The following is a 17,069-nucleotide window of genomic DNA, read 5'->3' as shown; positions in this document are numbered from 1 at the left end:
TTACTTATGAAAAAAAATAAAATTGCCTTACAAATCTTAACATTTGGTTTAATCGTTATTTCGTTTATTGCATGCGACGATGATTATGCAACCTTAGAGTCTGATGTAATTAATGATGATGTTGCCACAAATTTTGATATTTTATCAGAGCAGCACGATATCATAGCTTATACCAAAGCATTAGGGCCGGTACAAACAAATGATTTAGAAATAAGTACCTTAGGTCTTTATGATGACTTATATGGCAGAACGACTTCTAGTTTTGTTGCACAGCTGTCGCCAGATTTTTACGATCCAGATTTTGGTGATGATACTACAATTGATTCTGTTGTAGTTACCATCCCTTATTTTAGTTATGCAAGTGATTTTGACGAAGATGGCAATACTATTTATGAAATAGATTCTATTCTACCTAAAGGAGATACCTATGCTCCAATAAAGTTGAGCATTTTTGAAAACGGTTATTTTCTAAGAGATTTTGATCCAGATGCTGGCTTTAATGAAAGCCAGGCTTATTATTCAAATAAATCAGCCTCTAGTGCCGAAATGTTTGAAACAGCATTACAGGGAGAAGAACTTACAATGCTTAGAGGACCCCAATCCTCATATTTACCTGATAATCCAGAAAATACGATTACCATTAATGAAAATGCTTATATTTTAGAAGGTGTAGACACCGACGAAGATGATGATACTGACCCTCAGATTTTAGAGCAACAAGCACCTAGTATAAGGGTAAAATTAGACCCTGACTATTGGCAAAATAAAATTATTGAAAAAGAAGGTGATCCGGTATTAAGCAATCAAAACAGCTTTATCGATTATTTTAGAGGGCTTTATTTTAAAGCTGAACCTGTAAATAATGACGGTAGCTATCTTCTTTTAAATACCACCGATGCAAACGTTACTATTTATTTTAAATATACCAACACTACAGAAAACGATGAAGGTGAGGATGAAGTTGAGACACTAACATCAACTTACACCTTAAGTTTTGGTCCTAATAAAGTTAATTTTTTCGAAAACAATTTTACACAACCTATACCCTCGGGAGCTTCAGAAACTGGTGACAGCAGAATTTACCTCAAAGGCGGTGAAGGTGCTGTTGCTGGAATAAAACTTTTTAATGGTGAAGATTTAGATGATTCACCAGAAATGAATACGTTTGAATCTTTTAAAAATACATTCGTTAAAACTGACGAAGACGGAAAGTTTGAAAGTTCAAAACGTTTAGTCAATGAAGCAAATCTTGTTTTTTATGTGGATAGAAACCAGTTAGATATGCTTAATGAAGATCCAGACAACGAACCTAATCGTATCTATTTGTATGATGTAGATAATAAAACACCGTTGCTCGATTATTTTTTAGATGGAACAAACTCAAATGTACCTTCGTTATCAAAATACAGCCATCTTGGTCCATTAGAGCGTCAAGACACAGATAACAAAGGTGTTAGATACAAATTGAGAATTACAGAACACATTAATAATTTATTATTAAGAGATTCTACCAATGTTGAATTAGGCTTAGCTGTCTCTTTAAGTGTCAACATCGAAGAATCTACAATAGGTTCTATTCAGAAAAAAGTACAAGACACTGATGAGTATACTGTTCCTGTAAGTTCATTATTAACACCTAGAGGCACCATATTGCACGGTAATAATAGTGAAGACGAAACAAAACGTGTGTATTTAGAAATTTATTACACCGAACCAAATTAATTTAAAGATTATCCTATGTGTGGAATTGTTGGATATATTGGCCATCGTGAGGCTTACCCAGTTATTATTAAAGGACTTCAAAGATTAGAATATCGTGGCTACGATAGCGCTGGTATAGCATTATTTGATGGAAATAACATTAAACTTTCAAAAACGAAAGGAAAGGTTTCTGATCTTAAAAATAAAATTGAAAGTGATATTTCTACAGACGGAACACTAGGTATCGGTCATACACGTTGGGCTACACATGGTATACCTAATGATGTTAATTCACATCCTCATTATTCTAATTCTGGAGACTTAGTGATTATCCATAATGGAATTATTGAAAATTACGATTCCTTAAAAAAAGAATTAATCAAACGTGGCTACACGTTTCATTCAGATACAGATACAGAGGTTCTTATTAACCTGATAGAGGATGTTAAGAAAAGTGAGAATTTAAAATTAGGAAAAGCAGTACAAATTGCATTAAATCAAGTTGTAGGTGCTTATGCTATTGCTGTTTTTGATAAAAATAAACCAAATGAAATTATTGTCGCAAAACTTGGTAGCCCATTAGCAATCGGCGTTGGTGAAGATGAATTTTTCATTGCTAGTGATGCCTCTCCATTTATAGAATACACAAAAAATGCCATATATCTTGAAGATGAAGAAATGGCAATTGTTAGAAGAGGAAAAGACATTAAAATTAGAAAAATTAAAAGTGATACTCTTGTAGATCCTTATATGCAAGAACTTCAACTTAATTTAGAGCAAATCGAAAAAGGAGGTTACGACCACTTTATGCTCAAAGAAATATATGAACAACCTAGTGCCATTTTAGACACCTTTAGAGGACGTTTACTGAGCAATGAAGCTATTATAAAAATGGCAGGTGTTGAAGACAATATGAAACGCTTCTTAGCTGCAGACCGAATTATAATTGTTGCCTGTGGAACTTCTTGGCATGCTGGTTTAGTAGCCGAATATATTTTTGAAGATTTAGCAAGAATCCCTGTAGAAGTAGAATATGCTTCAGAATTCAGATATAGAAACCCTGTTATTACAGAAAAAGATGTCGTAATTGCCATCTCTCAATCTGGCGAAACTGCAGATACGCTAGCGGCTATAAAATTAGCAAAATCAAAAGGTGCTTTTGTATTTGGTGTTTGTAATGTTGTTGGTTCAACCATCGCAAGAGAAACCCATGCTGGTGCTTACACACATGCTGGCCCAGAAATTGGAGTAGCTTCAACTAAAGCATTCACTACTCAAATTACCGTTTTAAGCCTTATTGCATTACGTTTTGCAAGGGCTAAAGGCACAATGACTAGTTCAGAATTTAGACACCTTCTTATTGAGTTGGAAACTATTCCAAGTAAAGTTGAGGAAGCTTTAAAATCTGATGCTTATGTACAAACTATTGCCGAAATCTATAAAGACTCTAAAAACTTTTTATATTTAGGTAGAGGCTTTAATTTCCCTGTAGCACTAGAAGGCGCTTTAAAATTAAAAGAGATATCTTATATCCATGCCGAAGGGTATCCTGCTGCAGAAATGAAGCATGGGCCTATTGCTTTAATTGATGAACAAATGCCTGTGGTAGTTATAGCCACTAAAAAAGGGCATTATGAAAAAGTAGTCAGTAATATACAAGAAATTAAATCTAGAAAAGGTAAAATTATAGGTATCGTTACAAAAGGAGATACTAGTGTAAAGGAATTAGCAGATCATGTAATTGAGGTGCCTGAAACATTAGAATGCTTATCGCCTTTACTAACAACAATACCATTACAGCTGTTATCTTATCATATAGCTGTAATGTTAGAAAAAAATGTTGACCAACCACGTAATTTAGCTAAATCAGTAACCGTGGAATAAAACGGTAATCACGATTATCACTTAAACTCAAGAGCGGTTTAAAAATTGAATAACACTCATTTTTAAACCGCTTTTTTATGCCCATAAGCCTAATTATCACCGAACTTACCAACACATTTTAACCTAAAAAGTCTTCAAGCCCCTTAACAAAAGGAAGTTCGGTTACTCAGCATTAATAAAGCATTGTAAAAATCATAATTTTAAAGGCTTAAAATTTGATATTACTATTTTTTTAGGTGTAAAATTATCAATATTTAGATATAGAGGTGTAATTTTTGAGAATTTAATCATTAATTCTCAAAAAATTAATTAAATTGCCCATCTAACACACTAACTAATTCATCAACATGAAGACAATTTTAAAGCTTTTTACTATGCTTTTTTGCGTGGTAACTTTTGCACAAACAACAATAAAAGGGCAAATTAAAGACAATACAGGACTGCCCTTGCCAGGTGCAAATATTATTATAACAGGAACCAATATTGGTACGGTATCAGATTTTGATGGTAACTTCACCTTAACAACTAATCAAGAACCTCCGTTTTCTATTCGGGTAACTTATACTGGCTTTGATGAACAGGTTATCGAAATAACAACAAACAACCAAACTGTAACTATTGCAATGGCTGAAGGAAATGAGCTAGATGAAGTTGTAATATCTGCATCACGAACACCAGAACGTATTTTTGAATCACCTGTAACCGTTGAACGTTTTGGTCTAAAAGAAATTAAAAACACCGCTTCTGCCGATTTTTATGGCGGTTTAGAAAACTTAAAAGGTGTCGATGTCAATACAAGTAGTTTAACGTTTAAATCTGTAAACACTAGAGGTTTTGCAACCACTGCTAACACGCGTTTTATGCAATTAGTTGATGGCATGGACAACTCTACTCCTGCACTAAATTTCCCTATTGGAAATCTTGTTGGCATGGTTGAAACAGATGTACATAGTGTAGAATTATTACCGGGAGCTTCTTCTGCTTTATATGGCGCAAATGCTTTTAACGGTATCTTATTTATGCGAAGTAAAAACCCATTTGACCAACAAGGCATAAGAGCTGTTGTTAAGAAAGGGATTACATCTCAAAAAGCAGCTGGAGATAATGAATATACTGATATTGGTATTAGTATGGCTTATAAATTTAGTGATAAATTTGCTGCAAAAATTAACTTTGGTTATTTAAACGGTACCGACTGGGCAGCAACTAGCGAAGTAGATAGCGATAGATTTGGTGGCACAAGAGCAACTAACTTAAACTATAACGGTATAAATGTATATGGCGATGAAGTAAGTGCCAACATTAACGATTTAGCTGGCGGAACTGGAATTGTTCCGGATGTTTTTGTGAGTAGAACAGGATATAATGAACGTGATTTAACAGAACACAAAGCAGAAAGTATTAAAGCCGATTGGGGATTGTATTTTCGTCCAATTACCGATAGTAATTTCGAAATACAATATGTTGGTAAAGTAGGCACAGGAACAACTATTTATCAAGGTACTAACCGCTACAATATTGATGGCTTTTTTCAACAACAACATAAACTAGAGGTAAAAAATGACAACTATTTTGTAAGAGGTTATGTCGTAGCAGATAAAGCTGGTGACTCCTATGATATGGTATTTACCGGAATCAACATTAACAGAGCTTGGAAAAGCGATGAAGATTGGTTTGGCGACTACATCAATACCTACGTAGCTGCAACACTTGGTGGTGGTGCAACTGAAACTGAAGCACATGCCGCAGCAAGAGCTGCTGCTGAAACGGGAAGATTTGAACCAGGAACGACTGAATTTAATAATGCATTCAACAGAATCATTAAAAACCCAGATTTATCTAGTGGATCACAATTTCAGGATGTTTCCAAATACTATCATGCAGATGCTAACTATAATTTTAGCCATCTAATAGATTTTGCTGATATACAGATTGGTGGTTCTTTTAGACAATACGATTTAAATTCTTTTGGTTCTATATATACCGATTATGATGGTGGTATAAAGTACAGTGAATATGGTGTATATACGCAAATTCAAAAAGAACTGGAATTAAATAACGATATGAATTTAAAAGTAACAGCTTCTGCACGTTATGATAAATCCGAATTTTTTGATGGTTTTATATCGCCTAGAATCTCATTAGGATTAACATTAAATGAAGACCACAACATAAGAGCTTCTGCACAAACAGGTTTCAGAAATCCAACAACACAAGATTTATTTATTGGGCTAGATGCTGGTAGAGCCATTTTAGTCGGTTCTGCTCCAGATAATTTAGATCGCTACTCTAGAGATTTTACAGCGAGTAATGGAACTGTTTACAACCAAACTGGTGCTGCAGCATATAACAACTCGTATTCTGCCTCTTCTGTTCAAGAGTTTGCTGCAACAGGTGACACCTCTGTTTTATCAATTGCAAATCCTGACCTCGTATCGCCAGAAAAAGTTAGTTCGGTAGAAGTTGGTTATAGAGGTAAGTTTAATAAAATTACTGTAGATTTTAGCACATACTACAATCGCTACAAAGATTTTATTGCTTCAGAAGTAGTTATTGCTCCGCTTTATGGATCTGTAGCAGATGGCTCTGCTATTGCAGCAATAGCAAGTAGTGATTTTACAACCTATAGTGCTTACACAAACTCACAAGTAGATGTAAATTCCTACGGTGCTTCTGTAGGTTTATCAACAAAAATATTAGGCGATTATGATTTAGGTGGAAGCTACACATTTACCAAACAAGATTTTGACCAAGCTGCAAATCCTAATTTTGAAACCAATTTTAACACACCAGAACATAAATTTAAAGCTCATTTTGGTAATACCGAGTTATTTAAAAACTTTGGATTCAATATCGCCTATAAGTTTAGTGATGATTATTTCTGGGAAGCGACTTTTGGTGATGGTATTGTACCAGAATTCCATACGGTTGATGCACAAATCAATTATAAAATCCCTAGTTTAAAATCTATTATAAAAATAGGTGGTACTAATATTGGCGGTAAAGAATACTTCACGGTATTTGGTTCAGGTTACATTGGCTCAATGTATTATGCGTCATGGACAATTAATAACTTATAAAAAATAGCAAAATGAAAAACATAAAATATATATTACTATCAGCTATCTTAATAGGATTTACAGCTTGTAATGACGAAGAAGATTTTGAAGATCAGTTAGACAACCCAACGGAAGAGGTTGTATATCCAGACCTAACTTCTGGTACGGCAGATTTTTCTAAATATCTATCTATTGGAAATTCGTTAACTGCTGGCTTTACTGACAATGCTTTATTTATTGCGGGTCAGGAAAACTCAATGCCTAATATGCTATCGCAAAAATTCGCTTTACTTGGAGGTGGCACCTTTACACAACCTTTAATGGATGACAATATTGGTGGTCTATTATTTGGAGGAAGTCCAAAAGACGATGGTAGTTTTGGTCCTAGATTATATTTTGATGGATCAGGACCTGCTAATTTACCAGCTATGTCAACAACGGAAGCTTTTGATTCTTCATTAGGTCCTCAAAATAACATGGGAGTTCCAGGTGCTGCAAGTTTTCACCTATTATATGATGGTTATGGTAATCCTGCTAATTTATTGACAGAACCTCCTACTGCCAACCCTTATTTTGTTAGGATGGCCTCTGCTCCAAACGCAACTGTTTTGGGAGATGCCTTAGCACAACAACCAACTTTTGTTTCTTTATGGATTGGTAATAATGACGTGTTAGGTTATGCTACCTCTGGTGGAGACCAAAATGAGGCTACTATTACTCCACAACTAACTTTTGAAGGATCTATAAATGCCATTATTGGCGCTTTACAAACTGCAAATGTGCAAGGTGTTATGGCTAATATTCCTTACGTAACAACCATCCCACATTTTACAACAGTTCCTCATAATCCTGTTCCTCTAGATGCTACAACTGCAGGATTTTTAAATAGTGCAAGTGCTTATGGAGCTTACAACGGAGGGCTTGATGGTACATTAGCATATCTTATAGCTAATCCTACTCAATTAGCCTTTTTCTTTCCTCCAACTGACGAGATGACATCTGAAGAATTAGCAACTGCAGAAATGGCTAGAAGAAAAATATACTTTTCTGAAGGTTCTGGTAATGCAGTAGTTATTATGGATGAGGATTTAACAGATTTAACCGCTATAAACCCTGCTCTGGTTAGTATGCGCCAAGCAACAGAAGATGATTTATTAGTATTACCAGCATCTAGCTTTATTGGTACCGAGGCTGTGCCAGGTAACCCAACAACTGTAAATGGTGTTGCTATACCACTGGCTGATAAATGGGTTTTAACACCTCAAGAGCAAGATGAAATTAAAATAGCAACAGATAACTTTAACGCTACATTAGAAGCGGCAGCAACGTCTGCTGGTTTTGCTTTTGTTGATGCCAACTCATTAATGTCACAATTAGATAATGGAGGTTACTCTGATGGAAACTTTATTTTAACATCTAGCTTAGTAACAGGTGGAGCATTTTCTTTAGACGGTGTTCACCCAACAGCTCGAGGTTATGCTTTATTAGCTAACGAATTTATGAAAGAAATTGATGCAACTTACGGGTCAAACTTTGAAGATTCTGGTAATTTACTAGACATAGGAGATTATCCTACAAACTATCCTGAAAATTACCCAACCGGACTTGATTAAATGCAATTAAAAGAAACTTAAAAAACACGCTCAAATAGAGCGTGTTTTTTTATTGAAAAAAGGTCATATTTTTTTAAATAAAAACATATCTTTGCAGCGCGAAAAACACATGCACTTAATAAAATTAAGTTAGTTGTTTTTTATATTTAAACAATTGCAAAACAAAAACATAAGAGTAATGTCAAAAGTTACAGGTAAAGTTGCACAAATCGTAGGTCCAGTTATCGATGTTGAATTCGCTACGGATTCAGAGCTTCCAAAGATTTATGATTCGTTAGAAATTAACAGACCAGATGGTTCTAAATTAGTATTAGAAGTACAATCTCACATTGGTGAAGATACTGTACGTACTATTGCTATGGACTCTTCAGATGGTTTAAGTAGAGGAACAGAAGTTCTAGCTACAGGTTCTCCGATACAAATGCCAATTGGTGAAGATGTTTACGGACGTCTTTTTAACGTTATTGGTGATGCTATTGATGGACTAGGTGATTTACCTAAAACAGGTGAAGCAGGTTTACCAATTCACAGACAAGCTCCAAAATTCGAAGATTTATCAACATCTACGGAAGTTTTATTTACAGGTATTAAAGTCATCGATTTAATTGAGCCTTATGCAAAAGGTGGTAAAATTGGTTTATTTGGTGGTGCAGGTGTAGGTAAAACAGTATTAATCCAAGAGTTGATTAATAATATTGCAAAAGGACACGGTGGACTTTCTGTATTTGCAGGTGTTGGTGAAAGAACACGTGAAGGAAATGATTTACTTCGTGAAATGTTAGAGTCAGGAATTATTAAATATGGTGATGACTTTATCCATTCTATGGAAGATGGCGGATGGGATCTTCAAAAGGTTGATAAATCAATCATGAAAGAATCTAAAGCTACTTTCGTATTCGGACAAATGAATGAGCCTCCTGGAGCTCGTGCTCGTGTAGCACTTTCAGGATTAACTATCGCAGAATATTTCCGTGATGGTGCTGGTGAAGGACAAGGAAAAGATGTACTATTTTTCGTAGATAACATCTTCCGTTTTACACAAGCTGGTTCTGAGGTATCTGCATTATTAGGTCGTATGCCTTCTGCGGTAGGTTACCAACCGACATTAGCAACCGAAATGGGTGCCATGCAAGAACGTATTACATCAACAAAAAGAGGTTCTATTACATCTGTACAAGCGGTTTACGTACCTGCGGATGATTTAACGGATCCGGCTCCAGCAACAACGTTTGCTCACTTAGATGCAACTACAGTATTATCTCGTAAAATTGCTGAGCTTGGTATCTATCCTGCGGTAGACCCATTAGATTCTACATCAAGAATCTTAACTGCTGATATTTTAGGTGATGAGCATTATGCTTGTGCACAACGTGTAAAAGAGTTATTACAACGCTATAAAGAATTACAAGATATTATTGCCATCTTAGGTATGGAAGAATTATCTGAAGAAGATAAAATGGCTGTAGGTAGAGCAAGACGTGTTCAACGTTTCTTATCGCAACCATTCCACGTAGCTGAGCAATTTACAGGTATTCCTGGTGTTTTAGTAGATATTAAAGAAACAATCAAAGGTTTTAACCAAATTATGGATGGTGAATTAGATCACTTACCAGAAGCAGCATTTAACCTTAAAGGTTCTATTGAAGAAGCTATTGAAGCAGGAGAGAAAATGTTAGCAGAGGCTTAGCCAAAGCTAATGCTGAACTTGTTTCAGTATCTCAAAAAATAAAGGAAATATTAAAAAGACCCTGAACTAAATTCAGGGTAGTTAAACAAGTTTAACGATGTATTTAGATATTGTATCACCAGAGGCCACATTATTTAGTGGAGAAGTTATTTCAGTAACAGTTCCTGGAGTTAATGGTGAGTTTGAAATGTTAACTAATCACGCACCAATTGTCTCTGTTCTTAAGGAAGGACATGTAAAAATTGCTGGAAACGTTGAATTAGACAAAGAAGTTGAAGCTAAATTTACAAAGTCTGATAAAGGCGTATGGTTAGCGATAAATTCTGGTACTCTTGAGTTAAAGGATAACAAGTTAATTATTTTAGCTGATTAGCTCGATTTTATATTATAAAACAAAAGCGCAAAATTTAATTATTTTGCGCTTTTTTGTTTTAATATAATCTATTGTTTGCTTAGAGCCGTTTGACAGCTTCTAATTCTACTTTTAATTCTTGAAACATGGTCAATATACTACTCATTTTCAGTTCCTTTTCATCATACTCTTGCGTATTAATACAACAGGTGAATTCCCAAATTTCTAAAATATTTTCACGAGGAATTATATAAGGTTGATAACTTTTATTATCCGAACTCAACATTAAATTTACAGAGTCACCTTCAGGAATATAAACCCGTTTATACACTAAACCATCTGCTTTGGTTAATAAAATATAAGTACGCCCGCTTTTAATCTCAGCAATGTTATCTATAAATTTAGCTACTATAAACGCCCCATCTTTAACAGGAAGCATAGAATCACCTTTAATAGGAAATGCACGATGTGTTCCTGTTGGTAAAAACGGTAATTTTATTTTTTGAAGTTGTTCTATGTATTCGGGATCATCATAACCCGATAAATAGCCTGCAGATGCTTTAGCAGGTATAATTTCTATAAGGTCCTCATTATCTTCGTTAACAGTAATAGGAAATAATACGCGTTTATTTCCGACTTCAATAAAAGAAGTATCTTTAGCCTTGCGTAAATCATTCTTAACTAAAATGTCAATAGGTATGTCGAAAAAATTAGATAAGTCTACTAGACGGTCTATAGGCGGCTCTGAACGTCCTTCTTCGTATGAACCCACGACAGAACGTGTCCAGTTCAGTTCATCAGCAAAGCGCTCTTGAGATAGCTTTTTTAAAGCGCGCAAGTGTTTTATATTGGCTTGAATCGGTTTCATTATAAATTTATATTACTACAAAAATAAGCAATACAAACTACATATATTAGCCAAAAATAATAAGATGTAGGAGGTTTAAAAATTTAAGATTATAAAAAACAATAATAAACTAATAATTAATCTATTATGGTTTTAATAATCTATTTAAACTATTATAAGATTGTTCTTCAATTTCAATTTGAGATTGATAATCTTTAATAACAAGCAACTCTATTGGAACGGAATAACTGGTATAATTAGATAAATTCTTATCATTTTCAGAAATAAGAATAATGCCATCAGTTGAGCCATCATTAAGACTTTTGATGTAATTAATTTCCTTAGTTAAAGAATTAAAGGATTGATATAATAAAACCCTATAACCAAAATCCTCTGCTGATTTTTGCAAATAGTAGAGGGCTTGGTTATAAGATTTTTGGGTAACCATTGGTAAAACCACAGCAATAGACTGCTTTTTTTTAACGCGTAATGCTACGGCGTAGTTATTAGGCACATAATTAAACTTTTTGGCCATAGCCTTAATCGTTTTACGTGTAGCTATGCTTACATCTTCCCTATCGTTTAAAGCTTTAGAAACCGTGGATACGGAATAGCCAGATAATGAAGAGAGCTCTTTAATGGTAAATGCTGCGGACCCCAATGTATTAACCTCTTAAAGTTTTAATTATATCCATGGCGTTTTTAGTATCTGATGTAATTTTGTCTAAATCATAATTACCTTCAGCATTTTTAGCAATAAGCTTAGAGCCCATGCCAACACAAGTAACACCAGCTTTAAACCAACCTTCTAAATTCTCTTTAGTTGGCGACACACCACCTGTTGGCATAATACTGGTCCAAGGCTGTGGTCCACGAATTGCTTTTACAAAATCTGGCCCATAAATACCACCAGGGAATAATTTTACGACTTCACAGCCAAGTTCTTCTGCACGACAGATTTCGGTTAAAGAACCACAACCTGGAGACCAAGCCACTTTGCGTCTGTTACAAACAAGCGCTATGTCTTCTCTTAAGACAGGTGTAACAATAAAGTTAGCACCTAAGGCCATAAAACGCGATGCTGATGCGGCATCTGTAACAGACCCAACGCCCATAATCATTCCTGGTAATTCTTTAACAACATATTTATTAAGCTCTCCAAAAACTTCGTGAGCAAAATCGCCTCTTGCAGTAAACTCTAATAATCTTGCACCACCATCATAGACGGCTTTAATTACTTTTTTACTAACTTCAATATCTGAGTTATAAAACAAAGGCACTAAGCCTGTTTGTTTCATCACTTCTACAACTTCTAATCTTGAAAAATTTGCCATAATTTATGTTCTAAATCCCTTCCATACTTACGCTGTGATAGACATAAGCTGGAAGGGTGTTTATTTTAATTAATATTATGCGTCAGTATTTCACTTTCGAGATTTAAGACGCTATTTGTTTTTAACGTGCTACACGACCAGAAGCATCACCACCCATAAGTTTTTCAACCTCTGAAACGGTTGCTAAGTTTGCATCACCTTTAATAGTATGTTTTAAGGCTGAAGCTGCAACAGCAAAGTCTAATGCATTTTGATCATCTTCAGGATACTTTAATAAACCATAAATTAAACCTCCCATGAATGAATCACCTCCACCTACGCGATCTACGATATCAGTAATTTGGTATTGACGTGTTTCAAACATTTTTTCACCATCGTATAAAACACCTGCCCAAGTATTATGAGATGCAGAAATAGAACCTCTTAATGTGGTGATTACTTTTTTAGCTTTTGGGAATTTCTCCATCATTTGTTTACAAACAGATAAGAACGCTTCTGCTTTAACATCATGACCATGTTTATGTACATCTAAGCCTTCAGGATGGATACCAAAATGCTTTTCAGCATCTTCTTCATTTCCTAATACAACATCACAATATGCTGTTAACTCAGTCATTATTTTTTCTCTATGCGCATCATCACAGAACGTCCAAAGTTTTGCACGGTAGTTTAAATCCGTAGAAATAGTTACACCCATTTCGCTAGCAACTTTTACAGCTTCTAAACATGCGTCTGCTGCACCTTGAGAAATTGCAGGTGTAATACCTGTCCAATGAAACCAAGCAACATCTTTAAAAACAGCTTTCCAATCTACCATTCCTGGTTTGATATCTGAAATTGCAGAATGTGCACGGTCATAAACCACTTTACTTCCTCTACTTACCGCACCTGTTTCAAGAAAATAAATCCCTAAACGGTCACCACCATAAATAATTTTATCGACGCCAACACCTCTTTTACGCATTTCCATCATAGCACATTCACCAATATCATTTTTTGGTAAACGGGTTACAAAATCTACAGGAACACCATAATTAGCTAAAGATACTGCTACGTTAGATTCACCACCACCATATACAACATCAAAATTTGATGCTTGTGAAAATCTTAAAAATCCTTGAGGTGCTAATCTTAGCATAATCTCTCCGAAAGTGACTACTTTTTTCATTCTGAATATAAGTTTAAATTAGTTTATAATTTTTTTAGTTAAACGATTAACCAAGTAGTTTAAAAAATAAATCAAAAGAGTTATATTTTGATTTATAGGCTTAAAACATTACATTTGCTTAATCGATTAAGCAAATATATAAAAACTAGGTGAATAAAAAAAGAACTACTATAAAAGACATTGCTAATGAGCTCAATATTTCACCTGCAGCTGTTTCTAAAGCCTTGCACAATGACTCCCGTATTAGCACAAAAACTAAGGCAGCTGTAAAACGTGTTGCAAAAGAATTAAATTACCAACCTAATCATTTGGCAAGTGCCTTAAGAAAAGGAAAAAGTAATTTGGTTGGCGTGGTTGTTCCCAAAACAAATAGCAATTTCTTTTCTTCTGTAATTGAGCAATTGGAAGCTGTACTCAATAAGGCTGGATACAATATTATAATCACGCAATCTAATGAGTCTTTTGAAAAAGAATGCAAAAACATAGACACCTTATTATACACACAAGTTGATGGTATTATTGCATCTATGGCCAATGAAACTGTGGACTTATCTTACTATGAAAAAATAAAATCGAATGGTATTCCTTTAATATTATTTGATCGTGGGGAAAATGACCTTAATGTCGATTATATTGGTATTAACGACTATGAAAGCAGCCACCTTATTGTTAAACATTTAATTTCTAAAGGTTGTAAGCGTATTGCGCACATTGGTGGCTATAAACGCACACGTATCTTTAATAACAGAATTAAAGGTTATATAGATGCGATTGAAAAAAACAACTTACCCATTGATGCTAATTTAATTATTGAAAGTTCCTTAACTGTTGAAGATGGAAGACATGAAATGGAGCGTCTATTAGAATTAAAAAACAGACCCGATGCTGTGTATGTGGCTAGTGATAATGCTGCTTTAGGAGCCTTACAAGTTTTAAACGAACATAATATAAAAGTCCCAGAAGATATACGGTTAATTGGATTTGGTAATGAGCCATTTACGTCTTTAGTGACACCTTCTATCTCTAGTATAGAGCAGCACAGTAAAGATATTGGTCGCTTAGCTGCAGAAACATTTTTGAAACGTATTGCAGAACCTGAACTTAAGCAAACACTCAATAAAATTATTCTTGACGCTGAATTAATCGTTAGAGATTCCTCGAGGTAAAATAAAGCATTCGAGATGTCATCGAGAATGTCATTTAAAAAATTTGATAGCCTAAAATTAGGGCGATTTGATTATAATCGGCGTTCATATAATGATAATTTCTAAGTAAATCTCTAGAAAACTCATAACGACCTTCTAAACTCAATTTCTTAAAGCTATAACCAATACCAACAGATTGCCCATTACTCATATCTAATTCTAAATTAGGCATTGAAAATGAAGAGTCTTTTTGAAATATTAAAGCATAAAATGCATTAATAAAGATTTTAGAATCGTCATTTAAATAGAAGTAATGTCTTATTCCAAATGGAATCTCAATAGTCTTATAATCGAGACCTAAACCTGTATCTTCTTCATAGGTATACGTTTGATAACTCGGTTCAATGAGCAAAGCCCATTTATCATTATTAAATGGAAGCAACACCTCTAATTCTCCACCAAATCGATACATAAATTCATTATCAAATTTTTTATTTAAGCTCGACGTCTCTAAATCTACAGTTGCAGAACCAATTCCTACTTTTACTCTAAAGTTAAAAATATCTTTATTGGTTTTTTCGTCATAATCAGCTTCAATATCTCCACTGACACAACTGTTGTATTTTTTAAAAATATTAGTTAGATCTTCAATATTGTAATCTAATCGCTTAATATCACTTACCGAGAGATCTTCACAATCAAAAACATTTAAAATTTGCTGTCTAAAATGATTATTTTCACCTATGCGACTATTATCAAAAAGGTATTTTTTGAATACTAGTTGTGTAATTTTTTCGTCTTCAAGATTATAAAAAAAACGCACAAAGTTAGCTGCTTCAAAATAATACAACGTTGCTTTTCCAGGGACTAACTCTCTAAGAAACAACTGTTCTTCAGAAAATTCAGGTCCTCTTTTTTCAGAGAGATTGTCAATATTACTGTTAGACCTATCAATGGCTACGATTGCTCTTAAAAATTTAGAAACACCATAGATTTCAAAAGACTTCACATCTAAAATATCTCCATCTTTAACGTCGCCATCTTCAGTTAATTTGTATTTAAATTTATTAGGATTATTTTTCCAATCTAAGTCTTTAATAAGACACTCAACGGTTTCGTCTGTATTAGAAATAAATGCTCCTTTTTTAAATTCAGTTTGTGAAAATAAGGTGTTGACAAATAAAAAAACAAAAATAAAGAGGCAATGATTTTTTAAGTTTGGAGTCATATTTGAGAAGAATTAAAGCTCTAGTAAATATAACCTTTTAGTTCAACAAAATAATCAATAAACCAACAGATTATTTGTTTTTTTTCTTAGATATAACATTGAGCGTTAAACCAAAAATAATAAGTAATATCCCTACTAAATTCTGCAATGTATAAACTTCATTGTACCAAATTAAACCAATAATTATAGTAAATATTACTTCTAAATATTTTAACGGTGCCACTTGATTAGTTTCGCCAACCTGCATGGCTTTTGTCATAAATAATTGTGCAAAATACCCAAAAACACCAAGGCTTAGAAAAATTAACCATTCTTGACCTACTGGAGTTTTCCAACCGCTTATAGAAAGTAAGCCTCCAAGAACGGCAGAAATCACCATAAAATAATTAACCACCACAACAGGGTGGTCTTGGGTTCCTATTTTTCTAATAACAATATATGTAAATCCTGCAAAAACTGCAGACACTAAAGCTAAACCAACACCTTCAATTTGTAATCCTGTATCAAATCCTTTTAAAACTAAAACACCAGCAAAAGCGACACCAAAAAATAACCATTGTAAGGGTTTTATTTTTTCTTTCAAAAATAGTAAAGCAAAGAATGCTGCAAAAATAGGCGCTATATAACGAATTGAAACCGCCGTCCCCATCTCAATATACCGCAATGACATAAAGAACAAGCCCATAGACGTTACTCCAAAAAGACTTCTTGTAATCATTAAGCCTTTTTTATTTCCTAATAAAGAAATCTTATTCTTCAGTAAAAATGGCATCGTAAAAAATAAAGATCCTAGTGAGCGAAAAAAAATGATTTGATAAACACTAAAACTGTGCAATGATTTTACAAATACATTCAGAAAAGTAAATGCAAGAGCACTAATTATCATGTATTGTATTGCTTTTTTCAAGACTTAAAAAAAATTAAAAGTTTAATAATTATGTTACTTTTTATAACACAGTGCAATGTACAGATTAAATCATGAAAATTAATTAGAAAAACACCCCAATTATTTCTATTTTTTAGTCGGTAAATTCAATAATAGTAGTGTTTT

General features: G+C 33.9%; 13 protein-coding genes. 7 read left to right on the top strand and 6 right to left on the bottom strand.

The features are described from left to right. Positions 1-6 precede the first annotated feature (6 nt). The 6 genes from HM982_RS09625 (at position 7) to HM982_RS09600 (ending at position 10,317) form a co-directional block, all read left to right on the top strand. Positions 7-1,722: a DUF4270 domain-containing protein gene (locus HM982_RS09625; protein WP_179352950.1), complete on the top strand. Its 1,716-nt coding sequence runs from the start codon at positions 7-9 to the stop codon at positions 1,720-1,722. 15 nt (positions 1,723-1,737) lie between these two features. Then, a complete protein-coding gene (glmS, locus tag HM982_RS09620; protein WP_179352949.1) occupies positions 1,738-3,585 on the top strand; it encodes a glutamine--fructose-6-phosphate transaminase (isomerizing) in 1,848 nt (615 codons plus the stop codon). A 347-nt stretch (positions 3,586-3,932) separates the two neighbouring features. Then, positions 3,933-6,665, top strand: coding sequence for a TonB-dependent receptor (locus HM982_RS09615; protein ID WP_179352948.1), 2,733 nt, complete (start codon positions 3,933-3,935; stop codon positions 6,663-6,665). Positions 6,666-6,676: 11 nt separating this feature from the next. Beyond that, on the top strand, positions 6,677-8,257 hold the full coding sequence (locus HM982_RS09610; protein WP_179352947.1) for an SGNH/GDSL hydrolase family protein: 1,581 nt from the start codon (positions 6,677-6,679) through the stop codon (positions 8,255-8,257). Positions 8,258-8,435: 178 nt separating this feature from the next. Beyond that, on the top strand, positions 8,436-9,944 hold the full coding sequence (gene atpD, locus HM982_RS09605) for a F0F1 ATP synthase subunit beta (protein ID WP_179352946.1): 1,509 nt from the start codon (positions 8,436-8,438) through the stop codon (positions 9,942-9,944). A 97-nt stretch (positions 9,945-10,041) separates the two neighbouring features. Continuing rightward, positions 10,042-10,317 carry a F0F1 ATP synthase subunit epsilon gene (locus tag HM982_RS09600; protein ID WP_179352945.1) on the top strand — a complete coding sequence of 92 codons (276 nt, stop codon included), beginning with the start codon at positions 10,042-10,044 and terminating at the stop codon, positions 10,315-10,317. Positions 10,318-10,396: 79 nt separating this feature from the next. On the opposite strand, the gene HM982_RS09595 is transcribed toward HM982_RS09600, so the two are convergent. From HM982_RS09595 to HM982_RS09580, 4 genes are all read right to left on the bottom strand, one after another. Then, on the bottom strand, positions 10,397-11,164 hold the full coding sequence (locus tag HM982_RS09595) for an XRE family transcriptional regulator (protein ID WP_179352944.1): 768 nt from the start codon (positions 11,162-11,164) through the stop codon (positions 10,397-10,399). A 124-nt stretch (positions 11,165-11,288) separates the two neighbouring features. After that, positions 11,289-11,804, bottom strand: a complete 516-nt coding sequence (locus tag HM982_RS09590; RefSeq protein ID WP_179352943.1) for a LacI family DNA-binding transcriptional regulator — start codon at positions 11,802-11,804, stop codon at positions 11,289-11,291. Between the two features lie 4 nt (positions 11,805-11,808). Beyond that, complete coding sequence (locus HM982_RS09585) at positions 11,809-12,477, bottom strand: bifunctional 4-hydroxy-2-oxoglutarate aldolase/2-dehydro-3-deoxy-phosphogluconate aldolase (protein ID WP_179352942.1); 669 nt, start codon at positions 12,475-12,477, stop codon at positions 11,809-11,811. A 121-nt stretch (positions 12,478-12,598) separates the two neighbouring features. Beyond that, positions 12,599-13,645 carry a sugar kinase gene (locus HM982_RS09580; RefSeq protein ID WP_179352941.1) on the bottom strand — a complete coding sequence of 349 codons (1,047 nt, stop codon included), beginning with the start codon at positions 13,643-13,645 and terminating at the stop codon, positions 12,599-12,601. Positions 13,646-13,794: 149 nt separating this feature from the next. Between HM982_RS09580 and HM982_RS09575 the strand changes: the two genes are divergently transcribed. Further along, positions 13,795-14,811, top strand: a complete 1,017-nt coding sequence (locus tag HM982_RS09575; RefSeq protein WP_179352940.1) for a LacI family DNA-binding transcriptional regulator — start codon at positions 13,795-13,797, stop codon at positions 14,809-14,811. A gap of 34 nt (positions 14,812-14,845) precedes the next feature. Here HM982_RS09575 and HM982_RS09570 read toward each other — a convergent pair whose 3' ends face one another. Continuing rightward, a complete protein-coding gene (locus HM982_RS09570) occupies positions 14,846-16,018 on the bottom strand; it encodes a hypothetical protein (protein WP_179352939.1) in 1,173 nt (390 codons plus the stop codon). A gap of 70 nt (positions 16,019-16,088) precedes the next feature. Continuing rightward, positions 16,089-16,925 (bottom strand): DMT family transporter, encoded by an 837-nt coding sequence (locus HM982_RS09565; RefSeq protein ID WP_394354350.1) that lies wholly within the window; start codon positions 16,923-16,925, stop codon positions 16,089-16,091. Positions 16,926-17,069: the final 144 nt, after the last annotated feature.

This window comes from Winogradskyella vidalii, assembly GCF_013403955.1.
Classification (GTDB): domain Bacteria; phylum Bacteroidota; class Bacteroidia; order Flavobacteriales; family Flavobacteriaceae; genus Winogradskyella; species Winogradskyella vidalii.
This window is presented reverse-complemented; position numbering and strand designations above follow the sequence as displayed.